The sequence below is a fragment of the Mesorhizobium sp. WSM4837 genome (genome assembly GCF_055811435.1).
The window spans coordinates 30,259-54,758 of the sequence record NZ_JBVVQE010000027.1 but is presented as its reverse complement, the minus strand read 5'-3'; the positions used below and the strand labels follow the sequence as shown (position 1 = coordinate 54,758).

General features: G+C 63.6%; 24 protein-coding genes and 3 pseudogenes. 18 read left to right on the top strand and 9 right to left on the bottom strand.

All coding sequences use genetic code 11. The features are described from left to right. Window positions 1–115: 115 nt before the first annotated feature. From AC0L3D_RS17585 to AC0L3D_RS17570, 4 genes and pseudogenes are all read left to right on the top strand, one after another. Window positions 116–949, top strand: coding sequence for a FadR/GntR family transcriptional regulator (locus tag AC0L3D_RS17585; protein ID WP_023798647.1), 834 nt, complete (start codon window positions 116–118; stop codon window positions 947–949). A gap of 182 nt (window positions 950–1,131) precedes the next feature. Further along, a complete protein-coding gene (locus tag AC0L3D_RS17580; RefSeq protein WP_091599210.1) occupies window positions 1,132–1,440 on the top strand; it encodes an EthD family reductase in 309 nt (102 codons plus the stop codon). Between the two features lie 121 nt (window positions 1,441–1,561). Then, window positions 1,562–1,867 (top strand): hypothetical protein, encoded by a 306-nt coding sequence (locus AC0L3D_RS17575; RefSeq protein WP_473628135.1) that lies wholly within the window; start codon window positions 1,562–1,564, stop codon window positions 1,865–1,867. 471 nt (window positions 1,868–2,338) lie between these two features. Further along, window positions 2,339–2,490: pseudogene (locus AC0L3D_RS17570) on the top strand (FadR/GntR family transcriptional regulator); the annotation flags it as partial. A gap of 174 nt (window positions 2,491–2,664) precedes the next feature. On the opposite strand, the gene AC0L3D_RS17565 reads toward AC0L3D_RS17570, so the two are convergent. Further along, window positions 2,665–3,603, bottom strand: coding sequence for an NAD(P)-dependent oxidoreductase (locus AC0L3D_RS17565; protein WP_473645189.1), 939 nt, complete (start codon window positions 3,601–3,603; stop codon window positions 2,665–2,667). 154 nt (window positions 3,604–3,757) lie between these two features. Between AC0L3D_RS17565 and AC0L3D_RS17560 the strand changes: the two genes are divergently transcribed. Both AC0L3D_RS17560 and AC0L3D_RS17555 read left to right on the top strand, forming a co-directional pair. Further along, complete coding sequence (locus tag AC0L3D_RS17560) at window positions 3,758–4,654, top strand: NAD-dependent epimerase/dehydratase family protein (protein WP_473628139.1); 897 nt, start codon at window positions 3,758–3,760, stop codon at window positions 4,652–4,654. 102 nt (window positions 4,655–4,756) lie between these two features. Continuing rightward, the gene (locus AC0L3D_RS17555; protein ID WP_287052673.1) at window positions 4,757–5,533 is read left to right on the top strand and encodes a FadR/GntR family transcriptional regulator; all 777 of its coding nucleotides are present in this window, start codon (window positions 4,757–4,759) and stop codon (window positions 5,531–5,533) included. Window positions 5,534–6,056: 523 nt separating this feature from the next. Here AC0L3D_RS17555 and AC0L3D_RS17550 read toward each other — a convergent pair. Next, on the bottom strand, window positions 6,057–6,344 hold the full coding sequence (locus AC0L3D_RS17550; protein ID WP_473630039.1) for a DUF3175 domain-containing protein: 288 nt from the start codon (window positions 6,342–6,344) through the stop codon (window positions 6,057–6,059). 192 nt (window positions 6,345–6,536) lie between these two features. Here AC0L3D_RS17550 and AC0L3D_RS17545 point away from each other — a divergent pair, with 192 nt between their 5' ends. The 10 genes from AC0L3D_RS17545 to AC0L3D_RS17500 all read left to right on the top strand — a co-directional run bounded on the left by AC0L3D_RS17545 (window position 6,537) and on the right by AC0L3D_RS17500 (window position 15,835). Then, a complete protein-coding gene (locus AC0L3D_RS17545) occupies window positions 6,537–7,766 on the top strand; it encodes an MFS transporter (RefSeq protein ID WP_473645205.1) in 1,230 nt (409 codons plus the stop codon). A gap of 138 nt (window positions 7,767–7,904) precedes the next feature. Next, window positions 7,905–8,228, top strand: coding sequence for an ArsR/SmtB family transcription factor (locus tag AC0L3D_RS17540; RefSeq protein ID WP_128247742.1), 324 nt, complete (start codon window positions 7,905–7,907; stop codon window positions 8,226–8,228). After that, the gene (locus tag AC0L3D_RS17535; RefSeq protein WP_287174559.1) at window positions 8,225–8,635 is read left to right on the top strand and encodes an SRPBCC family protein; all 411 of its coding nucleotides are present in this window, start codon (window positions 8,225–8,227) and stop codon (window positions 8,633–8,635) included. Before AC0L3D_RS17540 ends, AC0L3D_RS17535 begins: the two co-directional genes overlap by 4 nt. A 124-nt stretch (window positions 8,636–8,759) precedes the next feature. Continuing rightward, window positions 8,760–8,981 carry a hypothetical protein gene (locus tag AC0L3D_RS17530; RefSeq protein WP_287229374.1) on the top strand — a complete coding sequence of 74 codons (222 nt, stop codon included), beginning with the start codon at window positions 8,760–8,762 and terminating at the stop codon, window positions 8,979–8,981. A gap of 248 nt (window positions 8,982–9,229) precedes the next feature. After that, window positions 9,230–10,258, top strand: coding sequence for an HTH-type transcriptional regulator GntR (gene gntR, locus AC0L3D_RS17525; protein ID WP_023798659.1), 1,029 nt, complete (start codon window positions 9,230–9,232; stop codon window positions 10,256–10,258). Between the two features lie 296 nt (window positions 10,259–10,554). Continuing rightward, window positions 10,555–11,679 (top strand): sugar ABC transporter substrate-binding protein, encoded by a 1,125-nt coding sequence (locus AC0L3D_RS17520; protein WP_027154324.1) that lies wholly within the window; start codon window positions 10,555–10,557, stop codon window positions 11,677–11,679. 70 nt (window positions 11,680–11,749) lie between these two features. After that, entirely contained in the window at window positions 11,750–13,318 is a 1,569-nt protein-coding gene (locus tag AC0L3D_RS17515; protein WP_287249950.1) for a sugar ABC transporter ATP-binding protein, read from the top strand. After that, entirely contained in the window at window positions 13,315–14,295 is a 981-nt protein-coding gene (locus AC0L3D_RS17510; RefSeq protein WP_127293490.1) for an ABC transporter permease, read from the top strand. The genes AC0L3D_RS17515 and AC0L3D_RS17510 overlap by 4 nt, the downstream gene beginning before the upstream one ends. Then, a complete protein-coding gene (locus AC0L3D_RS17505; protein WP_023798663.1) occupies window positions 14,292–15,278 on the top strand; it encodes an ABC transporter permease in 987 nt (328 codons plus the stop codon). Before AC0L3D_RS17510 ends, AC0L3D_RS17505 begins: the two co-directional genes overlap by 4 nt. Window positions 15,279–15,286: 8 nt before the next feature. Next, window positions 15,287–15,835 (top strand): gluconokinase, encoded by a 549-nt coding sequence (locus AC0L3D_RS17500; RefSeq protein ID WP_473645188.1) that lies wholly within the window; start codon window positions 15,287–15,289, stop codon window positions 15,833–15,835. A gap of 38 nt (window positions 15,836–15,873) precedes the next feature. Here the strand turns inward: AC0L3D_RS17500 and AC0L3D_RS17495 are convergent, their stop codons facing one another. Beyond that, entirely contained in the window at window positions 15,874–16,323 is a 450-nt protein-coding gene (locus tag AC0L3D_RS17495) for an RrF2 family transcriptional regulator (RefSeq protein WP_027154320.1), read from the bottom strand. A 250-nt stretch (window positions 16,324–16,573) separates the two neighbouring features. After that, window positions 16,574–17,560, bottom strand: coding sequence for a sulfate ABC transporter substrate-binding protein (locus AC0L3D_RS17490; protein WP_473536053.1), 987 nt, complete (start codon window positions 17,558–17,560; stop codon window positions 16,574–16,576). 298 nt (window positions 17,561–17,858) lie between these two features. On the opposite strand from AC0L3D_RS17490, the pseudogene AC0L3D_RS17485 reads away from it, so the two are divergent. Continuing rightward, window positions 17,859–18,062: pseudogene (locus AC0L3D_RS17485) on the top strand (antitoxin); the annotation flags it as partial. A 57-nt stretch (window positions 18,063–18,119) separates the two neighbouring features. Then, window positions 18,120–18,239, top strand: a pseudogene (locus tag AC0L3D_RS17480) (type II toxin-antitoxin system VapC family toxin); the annotation flags it as partial. An 18-nt stretch (window positions 18,240–18,257) separates the two neighbouring features. Here the strand turns inward: AC0L3D_RS17480 and AC0L3D_RS17475 are convergent. The 5 genes from AC0L3D_RS17475 to pbpC all read right to left on the bottom strand — a co-directional run bounded on the left by AC0L3D_RS17475 (window position 18,258) and on the right by pbpC (window position 24,481). Next, a complete protein-coding gene (locus tag AC0L3D_RS17475) occupies window positions 18,258–19,298 on the bottom strand; it encodes a sulfate/molybdate ABC transporter ATP-binding protein (RefSeq protein ID WP_473630040.1) in 1,041 nt (346 codons plus the stop codon). A 15-nt stretch (window positions 19,299–19,313) separates the two neighbouring features. Next, the gene (gene cysW / locus AC0L3D_RS17470; protein WP_287291429.1) at window positions 19,314–20,198 is read right to left on the bottom strand and encodes a sulfate ABC transporter permease subunit CysW; all 885 of its coding nucleotides are present in this window, start codon (window positions 20,196–20,198) and stop codon (window positions 19,314–19,316) included. Beyond that, entirely contained in the window at window positions 20,191–21,042 is an 852-nt protein-coding gene (gene cysT, locus AC0L3D_RS17465) for a sulfate ABC transporter permease subunit CysT (RefSeq protein ID WP_095493088.1), read from the bottom strand. The genes cysW and cysT overlap by 8 nt, the downstream gene beginning before the upstream one ends. A gap of 32 nt (window positions 21,043–21,074) precedes the next feature. After that, complete coding sequence (locus AC0L3D_RS17460) at window positions 21,075–22,103, bottom strand: sulfate ABC transporter substrate-binding protein (RefSeq protein ID WP_473630041.1); 1,029 nt, start codon at window positions 22,101–22,103, stop codon at window positions 21,075–21,077. Between the two features lie 272 nt (window positions 22,104–22,375). Further along, complete coding sequence (gene pbpC / locus AC0L3D_RS17455; protein WP_473645186.1) at window positions 22,376–24,481, bottom strand: penicillin-binding protein 1C; 2,106 nt, start codon at window positions 24,479–24,481, stop codon at window positions 22,376–22,378. Between the last annotated feature and the right edge of the window lie 19 nt (window positions 24,482–24,500).

Sequence of the window (24,500 nt, the reverse complement as noted above, 5' to 3'; positions counted from 1 at the left end):
CCGCTCGACGGGCGCCCCGTCACGCCGGTTCACGAAAATCTACGAGGTGACGTGGCTGGGGCGAACCGCTCCTGCTTTGCCGCGCCTTGAGTTCAGCCTGTGCCGGGGAACATGGATGTCGGACGCCAGATCGAAAAAGCGACTTACCACGGTCAAGGGACGGGCTACGGTCAAGGCACGGGTCACGGTCAAGGCACGGGCCCAAGTCAAGCCGCCGGCCGTCCGTCCAACCGGCGCCCGCCGGACCGACGCGGCGCTGATCCCCGGATCGAGCGTGCATGCGTCGCTGGCCAACGAGATCGGCCTCAGGATCGTGCGCGGCGATTATCCGCCGGGAACCATCCTTCCCAACGAGGCCAAATGGTCCGAGACTTTCGACGTCAGCCGCTCGGCGGTGCGCGAAGCGATAAAAATGCTGATGGCCAAGAGCCTGCTGGCCTCACGCCCCAAGATCGGCAGCTGGGTCGAGCCGAAAGAGCGCTGGAACCTGCTCGATCGCGACGTGCTCGCCTGGTATGCGACAGCGCCCGATCGCGAAATGTTCCTGCGCACTGTCCAGGAATTCCGTCACATCATCGAGCCGGAAGCCAGCGCTTTTGCGGCGATCCGGCGCAGCGACGAGCAGATGGCCGAGATCAGCCAGGCCTGCCGGGAGATGGGCGAGGCGGCGACATTGCCGGAGCGCACCCGCGCCGACACGCGTTTTCACCTGGCTATCCTGCGCGCCTCGGGCAATGACCTCCTGGTGCCGCTCGGCGTGCTGATCGAATCGGCGCTCGATCATCTCTTCGTTTTCGTCACGCGCGAAACCAGCGACCAGCCTCGGGCGCAGGCGCTGCATGAGGCGATCGAGAAGAACATCCGCCTCCGGCGGCCGGCGGCAGCCCGCACCGCGGTGCACCGACTGCTCGCCAACACCGACGAGGTTATCGGGCGGTCGCGGCGGTAAGGTCAAACGCAATCGCTCTGAACGGCCAGGGAGCGGCGACTTGGAAGACTCACGTCGGGCCTGAAACCCCATATGCTTCGTTGACCTCCTCAGAGCGAGGAACGAACCCATTTGCCAGCACTCTTGCTGAGGAGTATCCTTTTGCGCAAAGCTGGCGGTGAGTGTCGGTTGAGAGGGGGAGCATGGCCAGACTTGTCGCACTCTACAAGACTCCGAAAGACGTGGTCGCCTTCGACCGTTACTATGTTTCGACCCACATTCCTCTGGCCAAAGCCATTCCCGGCTTGAGGAAATACGAAATCAGTGATGGCGGCGTCCATTCACCGGGTGGGGCCTCAGGCTATCATCTTGTTGCTACGCTCTACTTCGATTCCGTTGCGGATATTCAAGCGGCCTTAGCGTCCCCCGAGGGTCGGGCCACGGCGGCTGATCTTGGCAATTTTGCAGATGGCGGAGTGGAGCTAATGCTCTTTGAGACTAGGGAAGTCTGAACCTCGCACAACCCGTCCCCAGCAAAGTTTCAACCGAATTTCGGTTGTCGTTCCGCTGTTCGTCATGGGCTCAGTTGCGCCATGACCATTCATTCGCGCCGCCCTGGACGAACGGCAACTCATGGCGGGCCACACACCCGGGCATATGTCGGTGTTAGTGGCGTCGGGCGGCGTTACGATGTTGATCACAGGCGATGCCCTCGCCAATATCCACTTCGCGTTCGATCACCCGGATTGGCAGATGATTTGGGGCCATGATCGCGAACTCGGCATCAAGACGCGCAAATCCCTGCTGGGCCGCGCGGCTCACGATCGGCTTCTCGTTACCGGCTACCACTATCCGGTCCCGGGCGTCGGCCATGTCGTGAAGGAGGGCGATGGCTTTCGCTGCCTGCCGGCGGACTGGGTCTGGGATAGAGAAACCTGACCTGTTTGCGTTTCCTGGGCGATCTGCTGTCGGCGGATGTCACGCCTAAACGTCGATTGACACGGATCGCGGTTCTCAACGACGTCCCGTGGAAAAGCCACTGTCACCAACCGATCCGCCATCAAGTGGCCGTCAAGGCGGGACTGGAAATCCGCTGGGGCGCGTGAGCCATCGAAGAGGGCTTCTGAAGCATTGATGGCGTTTTCCGAGCGCCCACTTGGTGTATTAGATGTCGGATGTCATCTGCAGTATGACCGTAGATTGCCATGATCGTCAGGATGATCGGCTCGCTCAGGAGATCGTCAAGCGTAGGTTCACACTCTCGCGTCATGGGTCGCCTCAAAATTCTTGTTTATTCCCGCACCTTCTCCTCGAACGATGACAGTGAGACGGCGTTCGGGAAATTCCTCAAAAAGAGGTAGTCTGCATCGTCATTGTCGACGACTGATATGGGTGCAGGTTGCCGCCATCGTTACGCGCGAAACCAGCGACCAGCCTCGGGCGCAGGCGCTGCATGAGGCAATCGAGAAGAACATCCGTCTCCGGCGTCCGGCGGCTGCAAGGAGTGCCGTGCACAGGCTGCTCGCCAATACTGACGAGTTATCGGGCGGTCGCGGCGGTGATTTATACCGCAGAGTCGGCGCTGCCCCTCACCCTTACCCTCTCCCCGTGAAGAACGGGGAGAGGGGACGCCAGCGCTGGAGCTTGTCCCTTCTCCCCGTTTTCACGGGGAGAAGGTGGCGGCAGCCGGATGAGGGGCAGCGCCAACTTTGATCAGATAGAGCGAGCCGATCGCCTCAAATCGTCTGCTTCTCCCCATCCTTCGTCGGCGTCAAATCGACGCCGTTGACCTTGCCGATATGCGTCGCCAGCATCGGCACATACTGATCGGCGGGCCCAGCGGCGAATGCGCCGGCGAAGGCGTTCTTGGTGGCATTGCCGAGCGGGTTGGCGATGCCGGCGGCACCGGCCATCGATTCGAGATAGGTGAGGTCCTTGAAAGCGTTGGCGATGGTGAATTTGTGCGCGTCACGGTCGCCTTCAAGCGTCCAGCGCATAAAAGTCTGGTAGAAGCCGCAATCCATGCGGCCGTTGCGGATGACGCTGTCGAAGCGCGGCGGCGAGATGCCGACCTTTTCGGCCAGCGCCAGCGCCTCGGAATAGATCGCCGCATAGCCCAGCGAGATGAAATTATTGAGCAGCTTCATACGGTGGCCGTCGCCGGTGTCACCGATATGGACGATACGTCCGGCCCAGGTGTCGAGCACTGGCTTCAGCCGGGCAAAGACCGCGTCGGATGCACCGACCATGGCGTCCAGCGTGCCTTCCCAGGCCTCCTTCGGCGTGCGGCTGAGCGGGGCATCGACATAGTCGACGCCGATCGCCTTGAGTTCGGCGGCAAGCGCCACCGTCGAAGTGGGATCCGAAGTCGAGCAATCGACGACCACCGAACCCTGCTTCAGGCCCTCCTTGAGGCCGCCCGGCCCGCGGATGATGGCCTCGACCTCGCGCGAGCCGGTGACGCAGATGAAGACGATATCGGATGCCGCTGCCACCTCGCGCGAGGTCGCGGCTTCCTTCGCGCCCCGGCCGAGCATGTCTTGCGCCGGCGCGCGGTTCTTGCGGCCGAGAAACGTCAGGGAATAGCCCTTGTCGACGATGTTCTTCGCGATCCCGTGTCCCATCAGGCCCAGTCCGATGAAGCCGATCTTTTCGCTCGCGGCGGTGGTGTTCATGGCGTGTAATCCTGTGTTGCGGTCTCGATGACGGCGCTGCACTTCGACAGGCGAATTGTTGAAGCGGGTTTTCGCCGCAGGCGGTTGGCAGGCGATTGCGGAATGCCATATTGTCTGACAATACACATGTATTCCAGGGAATGTGGAGAGCAAAATGACGAAGCGGATCATGTTCACCGGCGGCAGCGGCAAGGCGGGGCGTCATGTCGTGCAGTATCTGGTCGAGCAGGGCTGCCAGGTGCTCAACATCGACACCAAGCCGCTCGACAATCCCAAGGTGCGCACCTTGATCACCGACATCACCGACAGCGGGCAGGTGTTCAATGCGCTGTCGAGCTATATCGGCCTGCATGAATTCGACCCGTCGCTGCGCGCGCAGCCGGTCGATGCCGTGGTGCACTTCGCGGCGATCCCGCGCATCATGATCACGCCCGACAACGAGGTGTTCCGCATCAACGCGCTCGGCACCTACAATGTCATCGAGGCGGCGGTGAAACTCGGCATCCGCAAGGTGGTGATCGCCTCCAGCGAGACGACCTATGGGCTGGTTTTTGCCAACGAGCCGCGCGACCCGACACATTTCCCGCTCGACGAGGACTACGACGTCGATCCAATGGACAGTTATGCGCTGTCGAAGATCGTCAACGAGAAGACGGCGCGCGCCTTCGCGCTGCGCAGCGGCATCGACATCTACGCCTTGCGCATCGGCAACGTCATCGAGCCGAATGAATATTCGCTGTTCCCGAAATGGTTCGCCGATCCAGGTTTCCGCAAGCGGATCGCCTGGAGCTATATCGACGCGCGCGATCTCGGCCAGATCACCCTGCGCGCCATCGAGACGGACGGGCTCGGCTATCAGGTGTTCAACGCCGCCAATGACGACACCTCGTCCGACCTGCCGACGGCCGAACTGTTGAAGCGGTTCTATCCCGGCGTGCCGGTCAAGGGCGAGCTCGGCGAATACGAGACGCTGCTTTCGAACCGCAAGGCGCGGGATATGCTCGGCTTCCGCCCGGAACACAGCTGGCGGAAATACGTCAAGACGGCATGACGAGGCCGATGCATCCCGGCTGATCTGTGCACAGAAGCAGGCTTTGCCGCCCGAGGCTTGTCCGGTGCTTGACAGCTTTCGCAATCCGGACTTTGTGAACGCATGCGGGACGGCAAGCCGAATAAGCGAAAAACACCGGCCAGGGCGGCGTCGGCCGAGCGCCCGGCTGCCGTTCGCCGTGCCGATACGGCGCGCATGCCTGGGGCGAGCGTGCATGCGTCGCTGGCCAACGAAATCGGTCTCAGGATCGTCCGCGGCGACTATCCGCCGGGAACCATCCTGCCCAACGAGGCCAAATGGTCCGAGACTTTCGACGTCAGCCGCTCGGCGGTGCGCGAAGCGATAAAAATGCTGATGGCCAAGAGCCTTTTGGCGTCGCGTCCAAAGATCGGCAGCTGGGTCGAGCCGAAAGAGCGCTGGAACCTGCTCGATCGCGACGTGCTGGCCTGGTACGCGACCTCGCCCGACCGCGAGGTGTTCCTGAAAACGGTGCAGGAGTTCCGCCACATCATCGAGCCGGAAGCGACCGCCTTTGCCGCGATGCGGCGCACAGACGAGCAGATGGCCGAGATCAGCCGGGCCTGCCGGGAGATGGGCGCGGCGGCGACGCTGCAGGAGCGCACCCGCGCCGACACGCGGTTTCACCTGGCGATCCTGCGCGCCTCCGGTAACGACCTCCTGGTGCCGCTCGGCGTGCTGATCGAATCGGCGTTCGATCATCTGTTCGCCTATACGACGCGGGAACTGGACGATCTGCAGCACGCGCAGAAGCTGCACGAGGCGATCGAAAGGAACATCCGCCTGCAGCGGCCGGATGCGGCACGCAACGCGGTGCGCAAGCTGTTGGCCAATACAGATAGCGTCATCAAGTCGCGCTGATATAGCGCGGGACCACTGCAGCGCTTCATCTTCTTTCTCCACCGCCCGCAATTTCGCCGTTCGCAATCTCCCCGTTCGCGATCGCCGCCGGGCCACAGCCGCCAATCTCCAAGATTTGAGATTAGCCGCAGGGTCCCATGCCTTCGTCATCCTGGGGCGAAGCAAGGAGCGAAGCGACGCCGCGCAGACCCCAGGATCCATGCCGTTACCTTGGAGCACTGCTGCGGTGCAGGACCTTTGATCGCGGAGGGACAGCGCCCCCCTCTGTCCTGCCGGACATCTCCCCCACAAGGAGGGAGATTGGCTTCATCACTGATTCCGCCAATCACCAACCTTGCGGACGCTGTCCGCGAAGCTGCCGATCTCCCCCAAGTGGGGGAGATGTCGAGTCTTGGCAAAGAGGGCAGGACAGAGGGGGGCGCGAAGGATCGCTACAGAGCGCTTTTATTCTGAGCCGTTGCATTCTTCGGCGGCTGTCACGGAATGGCTCCCAGGGTCTGCGCCGCGTCGCTTCGCTCCTTGCTCAGTGTTCTCTCGGGCGGCGAAACGCGGCGCGCAGTTCGTCCTTGGCGTCCTCCAGCACTTTCTTCTGCTTGGCCGGCAGGTTCGTGCCGGCGCGGTTGATGTAGAAATTCAGCATCGACATGGCGGACTGGAACGGCTCGGCCTTGCGCCGGTCGCTGTGCTCGGCCGATCGCTTCAGCGAGGCTGCGATCTTCTTGGGGTCGTGGGATTCGAAGATATGTTCCTCGAGGTCCAGCGCATCACTGTGCTCGGTGACCTCGGCCGACCATTTCCTTTTCGCGGTCATGACAAGCTCCTTCTCCCTTCTATTGGCCTATTGGCAAGTTTGATGAAAAACTCCGGGACGGCGGCCACCGTTCCACTGCAGCTCAAAATCCCTGGAGCCACGCAATTGGGCGATGTGGCGCTGCACGGCGCCGCCAATGTGCCGATAGTGGTGTCGAACCCGTCGACTTGCGCACCGCGGACAGGAAACGCCTTGACCACAACCGCCTCCAGCCAGGCAAGCAGCCCCGGCATAGACAGCGCCTATGCCTGGCTGCGGCTCGGCATCTCGATGCTGCTGGCGACGATCGGCGGTGTCGGCATGTGGGCGGTGGTCGTGGTGCTGCCCGCCATGCAGGCCGAATTCGGCATCGATCGCGCCGCCGCTTCGACGCCCTATACCGCGACCATGATTGGCTTCGCCGTCGGCAATGTGCTGGTCGGCCGCGCCATCGACCGCATCGGCTACTGGATACCGGCGCTCATTGCCTCGGTGACGCTCGGTATAGGGTTCCTGCTGGCGTCGCTGACCACTTCGATCCTGCAGTTCACCCTTGTCCAGGGGCTTTTGATCGGCGTCGGCACGTCGGCGATTTTCGGGCCGCTGATCGCCGACATCTCGCACTGGTTCAACCGCCGCCGCGGCGTCGCGGTGACGGCTGCCGCCGCCGGCAGCTATCTCGCCGGGGTGATCTGGCCGTTGGCAATGCCCTACGTCATGCAGAGCGAGGGCTGGCGCTTCACCTATGCCGCGATCGGCGTCGTCTGCCTCGCCTCCATGCTGCCGCTGATCCTGCTGCTCAGGCGCGGCGCACCACATCCCGCTCCCGGTTCACCCGGCAGCCGGCCGGTCCAGCCGATCTCGCTGTCACCGGCAGCGCTGCAGGTGCTGCTCGTCGTCGCCGGCCTTGGCTGCTGCGTGGCGATGTCGATGCCGCAGGTCCATATCGTCGCCTATTGCATGGATCTCGGCTACGGCGTGGCGCGAGGCGCCGACATGCTGTCGATCATGATGGCGGCGGGCGTCGTCAGCCGGCTGGCGTCCGGCTTCCTCGCCGATCGCATCGGCGGCGTGAGAACCCTGCTGATCGGCTCGGTGCTGCAAGCCCTGTCGCTGTTGTTCTACATCCCCTTCGACGGGCTCGCGTCGCTTTACGTCGTCTCGCTGGTCTTCGGCCTGTCGCAGGGCGGCATCGTGCCTTGCTATGCCATCATCGTGCGCGAATACATGCCCGCCAAAGAGGCCGGCCAGCGCGTCGGCATCGTAATCATGGCAACGATCTTCGGCATGGCAATCGGCGGCTGGATGTCGGGCTGGATCTACGATCTGACCGGCTCCTACGCCGCCGCGTTCCTCAATGGCATCGCCTGGAACCTGCTGAACATAGCGGCCATGGTGCTGGTGCTGTGGAAGGCACGGCGCAGCGCCGCGGCGATGGCCTGAGCACTGACCCCGCTGGCCAGAGCGATGGCAGCGACAGGGGGTAGGCCCCCGTGACGCGAGCCCGGTCCAGGTTCCTGCTTGACGGACACATATCTCGGCGGTTATTGGTTTCCAATAGCCAGAGAGTTATCGATCGCCATGTCACAGCCCCACGAGATCCTCTTCAAAACGCTTGCCGATCGGACGCGACGGGCCATCTTCGAGCGGCTGTGTCGCGACGGAGACCAAACCGTCGCGGCCCTGACCGCTCGGGCCGGGGTCTCGCAACCGGCCGTGTCAAAGCATCTTGGGGTGCTGAAGCAGGCCGGGTTGGTGCGCGATCGCCACGAAGGCCGCAACACGCACTATAGCGCGGAACTCGGCGCCCTGGCGCCGCTGATCGACTGGACAAACCAAATGGCTGGGTTCTGGCAAAGCCGGTTCGACAACCTCGAAGATCTGCTCAAAAGGATGGACCAATGACCAATACCGAGACCGAAACGCGCGCCGTCATTGTTGAACGGGAGGTTGCTTTTCCGCCGGAAAAGATCTGGCGCGCGCTCACCCAATCAGATTTGATCGAGGAGTGGCTGATGAAGAACGATTTCAAGCCAGACGAGGGGCACCGTTTCAATCTGAGCGCGGACTGGGGGACGGTCGACTGTCAGGTCCAGGCAGTCGAGCCCAGCAAGACGCTGTCTTACACGTGGGATACCAAGGATCTCAGAAGTGTCGTCACGTGGACGCTCACCCCTACGAGCACGGGGACCCATCTGCGCATGGAGCAGTTGGGCTTCCGGCCGGATCAGCAGCAGTACTATCAGGGCGCCCAACACGGATGGCAGCGGTTCTTTGCGAAGCTGGAGCAGGTCCTGGCGCGAATAGAATAGGCGTGCCGGCGCCATAGGCATCTGCGGGCGAAACGCAATGCCCAACAAGACGTCCGTCAACGAAACAAGGTAGCAAAAAAGGCGCCAAGCGGGTCGTGCGGCTCGTCTTCAGAGGAGGTCCCAAATGAACTGGAACACGTGGATCCGGCAATTCCACCGCTGGCTGTCGATCATTTTTACGGCGGTCGTCGCTGCCATCTTCATCACCTTGGGCGTAGGTGTCGAGCCGGCCTATTGGGTATATCTCATGCCGCTGATCCCGCTCGGCTTGCTCATCCTCAGCGGTCTCTATCTGTTCGCGTTGCCCTATGCCACGAACTGGCGCAGCGGACGACGCACGGCGTAGAAGACTGAGCACGGTGGACGACAAGACGCCCGCTCACCACCCACAGCCGAAATTCAAACAGTGGCGCTACCCGAGTTCGGGTAGCGTCCTGCCCGGTTTGCTTGACAATGGGGAAAGGCTGCGCGACGCCAGACGGGTGTGGCAAGTCGGGTGCGGCAAAGTCGGATTGGCATGGCGACAGTGGCAAAGACGCTGAACAGCATTTCGCGGTCGCGCTTCGGCGAGGGCGCCGCGTTCGGGACCAGGCTATGACCAAACCGCGCTCGCGCCGTGGCGGCGGCCGTCCGACGATCGCCGATGTCGCGCGCAAGGCCGGCGTCGGCGCCATTACCGTCTCCCGTGCCTTGCGCGAGCCGGAGCGCGTTTCGGAGGATCTGCGCCGCCAGATCCAGGCTGCTGTCGATGAGCTCGGCTATCTGCCCGATCCGAATGCGCGAGCATTGGCTTCGGCGCGCGCCGAGGTCTTTGGCGTGCTGGTGCCGTCGCTCACCAACAGCGTCTTTGCCGAAGTGCTGCGCGGCATCTATGACAGCCTGTCCGACAGCTCCTACCGCATCCAGTTCGGCAACACCCATTATTCCGGCCTCGAGGAGGAACGGCTGCTGCAGGTGTTCGGCCCGCAGCGCCCGGCGGCGCTGATCGTGGCGGGCATCGACCAGACGCCAGTTTCGCGAAGACTGCTCGAGACGGCCGGCTGCCCGGTGGTGCAGGTCATGGAGACCGGCCCCGATCCGGTCGACATGATGGTCGGCTTCTCGCATTTCGATGGCGGCAGGGCGGCGACTGAGCACATGATCGAAATGGGCTATCGCTGCATCGGCTTCATCGGCGCGCGCATGGACCCGCGCTCGCAGCGGCGTCTGGCCGGCTATCGCGCGGCGATGGAGGCGGCCGGCCTGTTCAACTCGCGGCTTGTCACCACCACGCCGGTGCCGTCCAGCGTGACGCTCGGGCGCGAATTGTTTCGCGACGCGCTGGCCAAGATGCCGACGCTGGACGGGATTTTCTGCAACAACGACGACATCGCGCTCGGCGCGCTGTTCGAGTGCCACCGCGCCTCGATTGCCGTGCCGAAGACGATCGGCATCACAGGCTTCAACGATCTCGACATGATGGAAGTGGCTTTCCCCTCGGTCACCAGCGTCCGGACGCCTCGCTACGAGATCGGCCGGCTGTCGGTCGCCATGGCGCTCGCGGCGATTGCAGGCAAGCGGCCGCAACAACCGGTCGTAGACCTTGGCTTCGAACTCAAGCGCCGTGAGAGCACTGCCCGCTGAAAGCGCTTGCAGGCATCGCCAAATGCCGCTTTACTCTACGTCATGGTAGCGCTACCAGTTATATCCAGGCGAAAGCTCGCGAAACAGCGAAAGTCTGTTTATTATATATAAGCGACAGCTGATGCTTGTTTATTATGTATAATATGATAGTTTTTATTCCGGTTTACTGAGCCACGAGGGAGGAGATCGGGTTGGCATTCGGCCACCCTGAAAGCGCGACGGCAAGGCAGGAGGTGCCGAGCCAGGCACGCGAGACGCGTAAGAACAATCAGAAACTGCAACTGGGAGGAATATCGATGATCAAGTCACTCGTAGGTGGCGTCGTCGCCGCCACTGCATTCGTCATGCTGAGTTCGTCGGCGCTCGCCGAACCGGAAATCGTCGCAGGCCCATCCGCCGAGCCGGAATGCTTCGCGCCATGGGCCGCCGACACGCAGTTCTTCAAGTTCCCCAAGAAGGAAGGCCCGTACCGCATCGCGCTCGCCAATGGCTACATCGCCAACACCTGGCGCATCCAGATGGTGCAGACGGCAAAAGCCTATGCGGCGCAGCCGGAAGTCGCGGCCAAGCTCAAGGAATTCAAGGTCGTCTCGACCGGCGAAGACGTGCCGGCGCAGATTTCGGCGATCAATAATTTCATCGATTCCGGCTATGACGCGATCGTTGTCAACGCGCAGAATCCGACGGCGTTCGGTCCGGTCATCAAGCGCGCCAAGCAAGCCGGCGTGGTGCTGGTCGCCTTCGACAACATCCTCGACACCAAGGACGCCATCAACGTCAACGTCGACCAGAAAGGCCTTGGCGAATTGTGGGCCAACTGGCTGATCAAGCATATCCCCAATGGCGGCAAGCTCCTCGAGGTGCGCGGCGTTGCCGGCACGTCGGTCGACACCGACCGCCACAACGGCATCCATGAGGCCCTCGACGCTTCAGGCAAGAAGTGGGAGGTCACCGAAGTCGTCGGCAAATGGGACGACGGCGTCGCGCAAAAGGCTACGGCCGACGCGATCGCCACCAACGGTCCCTTCGACGGCGTCACCGGGCAGGGTGGCGACACCGGCATCGTTCAGGCGATGATCGACGCCAAGCATCCGTTCGTGCCGTTCGGCGGCGAAACGGAGAATGGCTTTCGCAAATTCTGCGCCAAATTCGCCTCAGAAGGGCTGAAATGCTCGTCGGCCGGAACCGGACCCGCCCAGGTGGCGGTCGCCATCAAGACGGCGATCGCCGCGCTCGAAGGCCAGGTCGTCCCGCAGGCGGTGAAGCTGCCGCTGGCGATCGTCGAGGATCCGAACTTCAAGGAGGGCGAGGACTATTTCCCCGACCAGTCCGACAATTTCTTCGTCGGCAATTCCTTCCCCACCTGCGGCATCAATTTCACCGCGCAGGAAATCATGGGCCAGAGCAAGGAAAATCAGTAGGCTGATCGCTCGGCGCCCCGGGTTATTCCGCGGCGCCGGTCCCGGTGAACAAGCGCCTTGGGAGGGGCCGATGGACGGTGCGGTTCCGCTCTTCCGCATGGAGGGCATATCCAAGCGCTATGGCGGTGTGCGGGCGCTGGAAAAGGCCGAGCTTTCGGTCACGCCAGGCAGCATCCACGCCATCCTCGGCGAAAACGGCGCCGGCAAATCGACGCTGATCAAGGTCATGGCCGGCGTCGTCGCGCCTGACGAAGGCCGCATGATGCTGGACGGAAGCGAGGTGAGCTTCGCGTCGCCGGCCGCGGCCAACCAGGCCGGCATCGTCTGCATCTTCCAGGAATTGTCGCTCGTCCCCGAACTCAGCGTCGCCGACAACATCGTCATTTCCGATCCGCCCACACGGTTCGGCATGATCGACCGCAAGGCGCAGCGGCGCATCGCGGAAGAAGCCCTGGCGCGTGCAGGCGCCGCCGACATCCACCCGCTGGCGCTGGTCAAGGACCTTCCGCTTTCAAGACGGCAGATGGTCGAGATCGCCAAAGCACTTGCCAGGAAGCCGCGCATCCTGATCCTCGACGAGGCGACCTCGGCGCTGACCGCGGCCGACGTCGCCAAGATTTTTGGCGTCTTGAAGCGGCTGCGCTCGGAAGGGTTGGCGCTGCTCTACATCTCGCATCGGATGAACGAGATCGCCGAACTGGCCGACCAGTGCACGGTGTTCCGCAACGGCCGCAACGTCGCCAGCTATGTTGCGGGCTCGAAGAGCGACAATGAAGTCGTCGAGCTGATGATCGGCCGCGAATACAGCCATATTTTCCCACCGAAGCCGGTGCGCGCCCCGGCTATAACCGCTCCGGTATTGGAGGCGCGAAAACTGTCGTGGACCGACCGGCTGGACAATATCTCGCTCACGGTCGGGGCGGGCGAAGTCGTCGGCCTCGGCGGCCTCGACGGCCAGGGCCAGCGCGAATTGCTGCTCGCCTTCTTCGGCGTGCTGCGCGGCCTCAGCGGCCAGATACTGATCGACGGCAAACCGGTGGCGATCGCCAGCCCGGCCAAGGCCCGCGGTGACCGGATCGGCATGGCGCTGATCCCGGAGGACCGCAAGACCGAAGGCCTGATGCTGCCGATGACGGTGCGCGAAAACCTCTCCTTTGCCGCACTCGACCGGTTATCCAGGGCCGGCATCATCGACCGTGCCGCCGAGCAGCGGCTGATCGACGACATGGTCGCCCTGCTGGCGATCAAGACGGCCGGCCTCGACATCCCGGTCGGCGCGCTGTCCGGCGGCAACCAGCAGAAGGTCGTCATCGCCAAATGGCTGATGCGGCAGCCGCGCATCATCCTGCTCAACGACCCGACGCGCGGCATCGACGTCGGCACCAAGCAGGAACTGTATCAGCTGATGCGCAAGCTTGCCGACCAGGGCGCGGCGATCCTGTTTTACTCGACCGACTATGACGAGCTGATCGGCTGCTGCGACCGGGTGCTGGTGCTCTATGACGGAGCGGTCAAGCGCGAGCTGGTCGGCGCCGAGATCACCGAGCGGGCGCTGATCGCCAGCGCGCTCAACATCCATGGCGAAGAGATGCCCGTTAGAGGCATGGCGAAGACGCCAGCCCGAGGAGCGGACGCGTGAAAGATTGGCGCTACTGGCTTGCGGAACAACGCGGAACGCTGCTGGCGTTCGGTATCTTCATCGTGATGTTCACGATCTACACCTCGAACCATCCGGCCGGCTTTACCGCCAATGTCGTGCAGACGGCTTCCAACAAAGGCGTGCTGCTTGCCTTCGTCGCCATGGCGCAGACGCTGGTGGTGATCACCGCCGGCATCGACCTTTCCGTCGGCATGATCTTTCTGCTGACCAACTGCCTGGCCTCGTGGCTGGTCATCGGCACCGGCATCGAGACCGCGTTCGGTGTCGTCGCGGTGCTCGGCACCGGACTGCTGTGCGGGGCGATCAACGGCGCCATCGTCATCTACGGACGGCTGCAGCCGATCGTCACCACCATCGCCACCGGCGCGGTCTATTTCGGCATCGCGCTGCTGCTGCGACCGTTCCCGGGCGGTTCGGTCAACGAGGATCTTGCCGACGCGCTGACCGGGCGGCTGTTCGGCGTGGTGCCGGCGAGCCTGGTGGTGCTGCTGGCCGTCGTGCTTGTCGTCTGGGTGCCGTTCAGCCGCTCCGTGCTTGGGCGCGCGGCCTATGCCGCAGGATCTTCGGAGATGGCAGCCTACATGTCCGGCGTGCCGATCCGCCGGGGAAAATTCGCCGCCTATGCGCTGGCCGGCCTGCTGGCCGCGATCGGCGGGCTGTTCCTGACCTTCTTCACCTATACGGGCGAGGCGGCCTATGCCAGCGGCAATGCCTATACGCTGTTCTCGATCGCCGCCGTGGTGCTCGGCGGCGTCTCATTGTTCGGCGGCAAGGGCAGCGCCATCGGCGCGATTTTTGGCGCGCTCGCCTTCCGCACCATCGGCGACCTGCTCTTCGTCTTCGATTTCGATCCGCTCTGGCAGCCGCTGTTCCAGGGCGTCATCCTGCTGATCGCCGTCAGCCTCGGCGCCTTCGCCCTGTTCAGGGTCCGCAACCGGCTGGAGTGGTTCCTGTGAGCGAAACGACCATCGCCGGCATCGCCGGCCGCATGCCGAAATTCATCCGCCGCGCCGACCCTGCGGTGCTGACCGCCTTTGCGTGCATCGTGCTGCTGCTGTTTGTCGGCAGCCTTTACTCGCGCAGCTTCCTGTCGCCGGAATATCTGCTGCAGCAGCTCAAGGTGGCGTCGTTTCTCGGCGTCATCGCCACCGGCATGATGCTGGTCATCCTGCTTGGCCAGATCGACCTGTCGGTGCCGTGGTCGGTGGCGACGGGCGCGATGATGGCCTGTGCGGCCGCCGCCTACGGCCCGCTCGGCGTGGCGCTGGCGATCCCGTTCGGCATTTTCTGCGGCGTCGCGATCGGCATCGTCAACGGCATTGGCGTCGCTTATCTGCGCATTCCCTCGATGATCATCACGCTCGCCACCAATGCCGTCGCGCAAGGGCTGATGGTGGTCTATACCGGCGGCTTCTCGCCGCAGGATTCGGCGACCCGGGCGATGCGCTATCTGGCGACCGGCTTTGCCATTCCGGGTGTGCCCAATGCCGTCGTCATCTGGGCGCTGATCGGCGCTGCGATGGTTTTCGTGCTGACCCGCACCGGCTTCGGCCGCACGGTCTACGGCATCGGCAACCGCGAGCGCGCCGCCTACCTCTCCGGCATCGACACGCGGCGCGTGGTGCTGATCGCCTTCGCCGTATCCGGCGGGCTCTCCGCCTTCGGCGGCGTGCTTCTGGCCGGTTATGCCTCCAAGGCGGCGCAGTCGATGGGCGACGCCTATCTGCTGCCGTCGATCGCTGCGGTGGTGCTTGGTGGCACCTCGATCCTCGGCGGCCGCGGCTCCTATCTCGGCACGGTCGCGGGCGTCATCCTGATCACGCTTTTGCAATCCATTCTTTCCGTCATGCAGATGCCGGAGGCGGGGCGGCAGATCATCTATGGCGTCGTCATCGTCGCCATGCTCCTGCTTTACGGCCGTGCGCCGGCCAGCCGCTGACCCGCATCGTGGACGAAAAGACAGCACAAATGCAGAGCGATTGCATTCGGCCCGCACCGGCCGTCGTGGTGATGGGCGTCGCCGGCTGTGGCAAGTCGGCGGTCGGCGAAGCGCTGGCGGCGGCGCTGGGCGCTGTCTTCGTCGAGGGCGACCGGCTGCATCCACCGGAAAACGTCGCGCGCATGGCAAGCGGCGAGCCGCTGACCGACGCATTGCGCGAAGGCTGGCTCGACGCGATCGGCCTGCGCATTGCAGGACCGGTCGGCGATGGGCAGGGCGTCGTCGCCGCCTGCTCGGCGCTCAAGCGCAGTTATCGCGAGCGTCTGCGCGGCTTTTGCCAGGACATTTTGTTCCTCTACCTGGAAATCGATCCGGCGACGGCAAAGCAGCGTGTCGGCTCCCGCCAGGGCCATTTCATGCCGGCAAGCCTGGTCGACAGCCAGTTCGCCACGCTCGAAGCGCCGGCAGCCGACGAGAATGCATTGACGCTCGATGCAACGCGCCCGATCGCCGACATTGTCGCTGACGTCACAAGCCTGTTCGAGCCGGATTCATGAGGGGGTCGCCGGCGCGGATATTGCTTCAAGACGCCAGATCAGATCTGTGACGTCAGTTCGACTGGAAAATCGTCATTGTCGGCGTCGCGCATGGCGGCGAGGCTGCGATTGTCCAGCACCTCGGCGATCGCATGGCGCACCTCCAGCATCATGTTCCGGACCTGGCATGTCGCCTCGTCGCAATCATCGCAGCGCTGATATTGGGTACGGCTGGCGCAAGGGATCGGCGCCAGCGGCCCGTCGAGGACGCGCACGACATGGCCGATCTTGATCTCGGAGGCCGGGCGGGCGAGGCGATAGCCGCCTTCCTTGCCCTTGCGGCTCTGGACGAAGCCGGCATTGCGCAATTCGCCCAGAATGGCATCCAGGAATTTCTTCGGGATATTGTTGGCGACGGCAATGTCGTTGACGAACGCCAACTGGCCGACCGGCAAGCCTGACAGATGCACGAGGGCCTTGAGGCCGTATTTGCCTTTTTTGGTAAGCATGCCGATTCAGTTCATGAAAACCCCAACCGCCCGCATCTGGCGGTTGTTTGTGTGCAAATCATGACGTTTTGTCGCGCGATGCAGTTTCGCGAAACAAGCCGTCCGAGGGCACAGTAGGCACAAACACGTTGATTGTTCGTGACGTTTTGGACGGCGCGCTGGGAACCTGCGGGAAATCACCTGTCCGGAGCGCGAAAAACGAAGAAAGCCGGCAAAGCCGGCTTTCAATCAATTTCGAAGATCGCTTGGCTCAGCGGCTGCCATAGGTCTGGTCGAGCAGTCCGCCGGCAGCAAAGTGCTCGGCCTGGACCTTGGCCCAGCCGCCGAAGACATCTTCGACCGTCAGCAGCCGGACATCGGGAAACTCGGCCTTGTATTTGGCGGCGACCGCCGCGTCGCGAGCCCGCAGGCCGTTGCGGGCGGCGATGTCCTGGCCCTGCGGCGTGTAGAGGAAGTCGAGATAGGTCTTGGCGAGGTCACGCGTGCCATGCTCGTCGGCGACCGTGTCGACGATCGCCACCGGAAACTCCGCCAGCAGGCTGACCGAGGGCGTCACCTGCTCGAACTTGTCATCGCCATACTCCCTGCGGACGCCGCGCGTTTCCGACTCGAAGGTGATCAGCACGTCGCCGATCTCTCGCTGCACGAAGGTGGTGGTGGCGGCGCGCCCGCCAGAGTCGAAGATCGGCACGTTGTTGAACAGCTTGGTGACGAATTCCTTGACCTTGGCGTCGTCGCCCTTGAAGGCCTCCTTGGCGTAGGCGGTGGCCGCGAGATAGGTGTAGCGCGCATTGCCCGACGTTTTCGGGTTGGGGAAGATCACCTGGACGTCGTCGCGCACGAGATCGTTCCAATCCTTGATGTTCTTCGGGTTGCCGGCGCGCACCAAAAAGGACGGCAGCGAATAGAAAGGCGAGGCGTTGTCGGGGAAGTCCTTCTGCCAGTCGGCGGAGATAAGCCCCTTCGAGACCAGGAAGTCGATGTCGAGGACCTGGTTGAAGGTGACGACATCGGCGCCGAGGCCTTCGGCGATGGCACGCGCCTGCGCCGACGTCCCGGCATGCGACTGGTCGACGGTCACACCGGGGTGCTCTGCGACGAAGGCCTTGTTGATCTGCGCAAACAGTTCGCGGCCGACATCATAGGACGCGTTCAGCAATTTGTCGGCCGACCAGGCTTGGGAGGATGCGAGGAACAGGCCGGCCAATGTGGCGACGCCAAGCAAAAATCGCTTCATGAAAACAGGACTCCGATGCAGTGCGCTTATTGCCGAACCATAGCGGCAAGGCATGGTGGGCGACGAGACACGCAGAGCGGCTTCACCACGCCATCGCGAGAAAAATGTTCCCATTCCAAGCCGTTGCTAGGATTTTCTTTCACCCGGAGTCTTGCGAGGCACCTGGGCAGCGGTCCCCATGCGTTGGCAAAACGATTGCATCGCGACACTGCCTGGCATTTTACAAATAGTATAAACAAAGGAGCCATCGCTATGCCCCAGCGACCGCCATTCCAAGACTCCGCCGAAAGAGGCGAAGCTGTTTCGCAACAATCGCAGCCAGGCGGTGCGCATTCCTGTCGAGTTCGAGCTCCCCGGCGAAAAGGTCTTGATCAGCCGTGAAGGCGACCGCCTGGTCATCGAGCCGGTCCGCAAACCTGGCCTCTCGGCGCGGCTCGCGCAATGGGCGCAAGAGCCACCACTCGGTCCCGAGGACGACTTCCCCGGAACCGACGATATGCCTGTCCATGCTGGACACCAACTTGTCAGCGACATGATCCGAAACCCGGCGGGCAGAGCCACTATTGGCCAAAACGACCTTTTTATTGCTGCCCACGCCTACGCGCTGGACACCACCCTGGTAACCGCCAACATGGGAGAGTTCAACCGGATCAAGGGCCTGAAGGTCGAGAACTGGCTGAGTAGCGCCGGAAGGGGATCAAGCAGCCGGAAAAAGCTTCCAGCGCCGCGGCCTGAACGCTACTCGGCTCTTCTGCGCCGCCGGATGGTCGACCGGCAGCTCGATCTCGACCCGCTGGCGCTCGCCGCCGATTTCGAGCTCCACCCGTCTGGTGCCGGCGACGCGGCGGCTGGCGGCGACCGTGCCGGCGATGCAGCCATTGCATTCGTCCACCAGGTCGACATCGTGCGGGCGGAAGAACAGCGTTGCTTCGCCCCGCGGCGCCTGCGGCGCCGACAGCCCGATCGGGCGATCGGCGATCCAGACCTGGCCGTCCTCGACCTTGACCGGAAGCGCGCTCGATTCACCGATGAAGCCGTAGACAAAGGGCGAATTCGGCGTGTCGTAGATTTCGTCGGCGGTGCCGACCTGCTCGATGCTGCCCTGGCTCATCACCACGACGCGGTCGGCAAGCTCGAGCGCTTCTTCCTGGTCATGGGTGACAAAGACCGTGGTGTGGCCGGTGGCGTCGTGGATGTCGCGCAGCCAGCGGCGCAATTCGCGGCGGACCTGGGCGTCGAGCGCGCCGAACGGCTCGTCCAGCAAAAGCACGGCCGGTTCGATCGCCATCGCGCGGGCCAGCGCCACGCGCTGGCGCTGGCCGCCCGAAAGCTGCGCCGGATATCGCTTTTCCAAGCCGGAAAGCTGGACGAGGTCGAGAAGCTCTGAGGCACGGCGGCGGATTTCCTGCGCCGACGGCCGTGACGGCCCGTGCCGAACTTTTAGGCCGAAGCCGATATTGTCGGCGACCGTCATATGGCGAAACAGCGCATAATGCTGGAAAACGAAGCCGACATTGCGCTGCTGGATCGACTTTTGCGACGCATCCTCCTCGCCAAAGAGGATCTTGCCTTTCGTCGGCCGCTCCAGCCCGGCGATCAGCCTGAGCAGCGTCGTCTTGCCGGAGCCGGATGGCCCGAGCAGCGCGATCAGTTCGCCGGACTTGATGTCGAGCGAAACGTCGTGGAGCGCCGGAAACCGCTCAAACTCCTTGCGCACGTTGGCAACGCGAACTTCCATCAACCGTCCCTTTTTTCAGTGTCCGCGCGTCGCGGCGAGCTCGGCGCCGTAGCGCATCTCGAGAAGTGTTTTCAAGACCAGCGTGACCAGCGCCAGGCCCGCAAGCAGTGAAGCAACGGCGAAGGCGGCTGCGGCATTGTATTCGTTATAGAGGATTTCGACATGCAGCGGCATGGTGTTGGTCAGTCCGCGTATGTGGCCCGACACGACGGAGACCGCGCCGAACTCGCCCATGGCGCGCGCATTGCACAACAAGACGCCGTAGAGCAGCCCCCATTTGACGTTGGGCAGCGTCACGTACCAGAACGCCTGCCAGCCATTGGCGCCGAGCGACAGCGCCGCCTCCTCGTCGCCATTGCCCTGCTCCTGCATCAAGGGGATCAGTTCGCGGGCGACGAACGGGAAGGTGACGAAGATGGTGGCCAGCACGATGCCCGGCACGGCAAACAGGATGACGATGCCATGCGCCTTCAGCCAGGCACCGAACAGGCCTTGCGCGCCGAACAACAGCACATAGACCAGGCCGGAAATGACCGGCGAAACCGAAAACGGCAGGTCGATGAGCGTGGTCAGGAAGGCCTTGCCCTTGAACTCGAACTTGGCGATCGCCCAGGCGGCGGAGACGCCGAAGACGATGTTGAGCGGCACCGAGATCGCCGCCACCAGCAGCGTCAGGTGGATCGCCGAGCGCGTGTCGGGGTTGGTCAGCGCCTCGGTATAAGCACCGAGACCCTTTGCGAAAGCCTCGTTGAAGACGACGATCAGCGGCAACAGCAGGAAAATGCCGAGGAAGGCAAAGGTCACGATCATCAGCACGGCCTTGGCCGGGCGGCTTTCGGTCACTGCCGCCGACTGGCTTTCGTGGTGCGGTGCGTAGGATTTGATCTCCGGATCAGCCATAGCGCTTGCGGCTCCACGTCTGCACCAGATTGATGACCAGCAGCATCACGAACGACAAAGCGAGCATGATCGCCGCGATCGCGGTCGCCGCCGCATAATTGTATTCCTCCAGCCGGATGACGATCAGAAGCGGCGCGATCTCGGATTTGTAGGGCAGGTTGCCGGCGATGAAGATGACGGAGCCGTACTCGCCGACGCCGCGCGCGAAAGCAAGCGCGAAACCGGTGACGATGGCCGGCGCCAGGCCCGGAAGCAGAACCCGGGCGATGGTCTGGAAGCGATTGGCGCCGAGCGTGGCGGCCACTTCCTCGACCTCCTTGTCGATCTCCTCCATGATCGGCTGGACGGTGCGCACGACAAAGGGCAGCCCGATGAAGATCAGCGCGATGACGATGCCGAGCGGCGTATAGGCGACCTTGATGCCGAGCGGCGCCAGCAGGCTGCCAAGCCAGCCGTTCGGCGCGTAGAGCGTGGTCAGCGCGATGCCGGCGACCGCTGTCGGCAAGGCGAAGGGCAGGTCGACCATGGCATCGACGATGCGGCGGCCAGGGAAGCTGTAGCGCACCAGCACCCAGGCAACGATGGTGCCGAAGACGACATTGACCATGGCGGCAATGAAGGCGGTGCCAAAGCTGATTTCAAGCGCGTTGATGGTGCGGCGGTCGGTGGCGATCGCCCAGAAATCGGCCCAGCCAAGCGCGGCCGATCGCCAGATCAGCCCTGACAGGGGAATGAGGATGATGAGCGTGAGGTAGGCAAGCGAGAAGCCGAGCGTCAATCCGAAACCCGGAATGACGCTCGGCTGTCTGAACCGCCACCCCGCCTTGGCGGGTGCTGTGGTCATGTCGTCCTGATCTAGAGTCTAGCTAACTGGGTCTACTGGGCCGGCTTGTAGATCTGGTCGAATATACCACCGTCGCCGAAATGGTAAGGCTGTGCTTTCTTCCAACCACCAAAAAGCGGATCGTCGATGGTGATCAGCTTGATCTCAGGCAGTCTGGCGAGGTCCTCGGGCGGTACCAAATCCGGCTTCGACGGGCGATAGTGGTTCTTGGCGATCAGCGTCTGGCCTTCGTTGGAGTAGAGGTAGCTCAGATAGGCTTCGGCGACTTTTCGCGTGCCCTTGGCATCGACATTGGCGTCGACCACGGCGACCGGCGGCTCGGCCAGGATCGAGGTCGGCGGGTAGACGATATCGAAATTGTCGGCGCCGAATTCGTCGAGCGCCAGATAGGCCTCGTTTTCCCAGGCCAGCAGCACGTCGCCGAGGCCTTTTTGCGCGAAGGTCACGGTTGCGCCGCGCGCACCGGTGTCGAGCACCGGAACATGAGAGTACAGATTGCCGACGAATTCCTTTGTCTTGGCCTCGTCGCCGCCATCCTTGGCGTTGGCATAGGCCCAGGCGGCGAGATAGTTCCAGCGTGCGCCGCCCGAAGTCTTGGGGTTGGGCGTGATCACCTGGACGTCGTCCTTGACCAGATCGCCCCAGTCCTGGATGCCTTTCGGATTGCCCTCGCGGACGAGGAAGATGATGGTCGAGGTGTAGGGCGCCGAATTGTTCTCGAATTTGGTCCGCCAGTTGGGATTGATCTTCTTCGATTTCTCGACGATGGCGTTGATGTCGCCTTCTAGCGCCAGCGTCACCACGTCGGCGTCGAGGCCGTCGATCACGGCACGGGCCTGTGCGCCCGACCCGCCATGCGATTGCTGGACGGTTACCGTCTCGCCGGTCTCGGCCTGCCAGTGGGCGGCGAACGCTTCGTCGAATCGCTTGTAAAGCTCACGCGTCGGGTCATACGACACATTGAGGATGGTGGTATCGGCGAACGCGAAACCGAGCGTGCCGAACTGGACAGATGTGGCGACCAGTGCGCCTAGCAGTTTCGTGAAATGAGGATTGGTCATTTCCGCCTCCGTTGAGATCACCTCAATCTACTGAATTGGTAGAAATTAGATGCAATCAATGTTGTTTTTTTTGGCCTTATGAAGCAATTTTTCGCCGGCTTTCGGCATCACGAAGAAATTCATTCCTCGCAACGCTGCAGTGCCGAATCCGGGCACATGAAGCAATCTATCTAGAGACAGGTCGCGCCTCGGCAGTGGCCTGAGGAGTCGAGCGTGTCCTGCTTACTCGCCGACCTAATGGAAAGCCAATTCCCTGAATCGCTTGGCGCATTCTATTCAACGAACACTTTCACGCTGGCCGCGCGCCCGGCCGCGTCGATCACGGTCAGGGTCGAATAGCCGGCGCCGTCCGGCTGCCAGGTCGCGGTGCGCCGCCGGTCGATGCCGACCAGCGGCTTGCCATTGGCCAGCCAGCGGAACGGGGCGCGGCCGCCTTGCAGCTTCAGCACCAGTGGCGTGGCGTCGGCGGTGGTAGCGGCGAGATCGACGTGGGCGCCGTCGGGCGGAAAGATGATCGTCGGCGCGGGCTCGGTCGGCGTCGCCTGGACCAGGCCGTCGGCGCCAGAACCGAAGCGCGCCAATGTCACCGGCAGATCGTCGCGCCTGGGTCTGGTGACGCCGGCCAGCTGGCCTGGCAGCGGCACGGCAGCCAGGCCGGAGCGGACAAAGCCCTCGAACAGGATCGGTGCGGCCGAGACATAGCCGGACAGGCCGGGCACCGCGCCGGCGTCGGGGCGGCCAACCCAGACGCCCAGCACATAGCGCCCGTCGAAGCCGACCGACCAGGCATCGCGGTAGCCGTAGGAGGTGCCGGTCTTGTAGGCGATGCCGCGCTGGGCGGCGCCCTCAGGCGGCTTGACGCCCGACAATATGTCGGTGATCTGCCAGTTCGCCTGATCGTCGAGGATGGTAGCGGTCGAGCGCTCGGCATTCGCCGGCTCGGTGCCGTCATGCAGCGTGTGTGCCTTGCCGCCATTGGCGAGCCCGGCATAGAGCTGGACGAGGTCGCGCAGCGTCAAGCCGACGCCGCCAAGGCCGATGGCGAGACCCGGCGCCTTGTTGACGGGCAGGATCGGCGTGACGCCGGCCTGCCGGAAGCGCGCGAGCAGCCGCGCCGGCCCGACCGCGTCGAGCACACTGATCGCCGGCACGTTGAGCGACAGCTGCAGCGCCTGCCTGATGCTGACGTCGCCCTGATAGCCCATGTCGAAATTCTTCGGCCGATAGCCGGAGAAATCCGTCGGCCTGTCATCGATCAGCGTTTCCTGCGCCACCAATCCCTGCTCGAAGGCGAGCCCGTAGATGAACGGTTTCAGCGTTGAACCGGGCGAGCGGACGATCCTGGTCATATCGATCCAACCAGAGCGGCTGGCGTCGAAATAGTCGGCGGAGCCGACTTCGCCGAGGATGTCGCCGGTGCGGGCGTCGGCCAGCACCATGGCGACGGACAGGCGAGGGCCGAGTCTGGCGGCGGCATCCCTGGCCACCTGTTCCAGTCCTTCCTGGACACTCTTGCGGATCGTCAGCCGCAGCTTCTGGCCTGCGACGGCCCGGGGCAGCACTGTATAAGCGGCATGGGCGGCAAGCGCCGGCAGCGGGCGGCGGCTGGCGGGAACATCGTCGAGCGCGGCACGTGCGGCCTCGCGCTCGCCGAGCAGGCCTGATGCGACCATTCGCGTCAGCACCCGGTCGCGGGCGGCGTGGGCGATTGCGAGGTTGCGGTCGGGCCGGCGCTTTTCCGGCAGTTGCGGCAGCGCGACGAGCAGCGCCGCCTCCGAAACGGTCAGCCGCTTCGGCTCCTTGCCGAAATAGGCCAGCGAGGCGGCGCGCACGCCTTCGAGATTGCCGCCATAGGGCGCCAGCGTCAGATAGCGTTCGAGGATCTCGCGCTTGGTGAGCCGCCGCTCGATCTGCAGGGCGCGCAGCAGCTGCTTGAGCTTGGAGCCGAGGCTGCGGCTGTCGCGCGGTTCGGTCAGCCGGGCGAGCTGCATCGACAGCGTCGAGCCGCCGGAGACGATACGGCCATTGGTCGCGAACTGGCCGGCGGCGCGGGCCAGCGCCAGCACGTCGACGCCTTCATGATCCCAGAAGCGCTTGTCCTCGTAAGTCACCAGCATGTCGACGAAATGTCTGTCGACCTGGTCGAGGCGGGTGGCGAGCCGCCAATAGCCGTCCGGCGTGGCGAAGGCCCGCAACAGTTGGCCGTCGCGGTCCTGGACTTCGGTCGATACCGTCAGCGCCGCCGGCAGCGGCGGCGGTAAGGCGCGGTCGAGCTGCCAAAGGGTGGCGGCGGCGATTGCTGCGAAGCCGGAGAGGGAGGCGGCGGCGATGGCTGAACGGCGCAGGAATTTTTTGGAGAGCACGGCGCTGCCCCTCATCCGCCTGCCGGCACCTTCT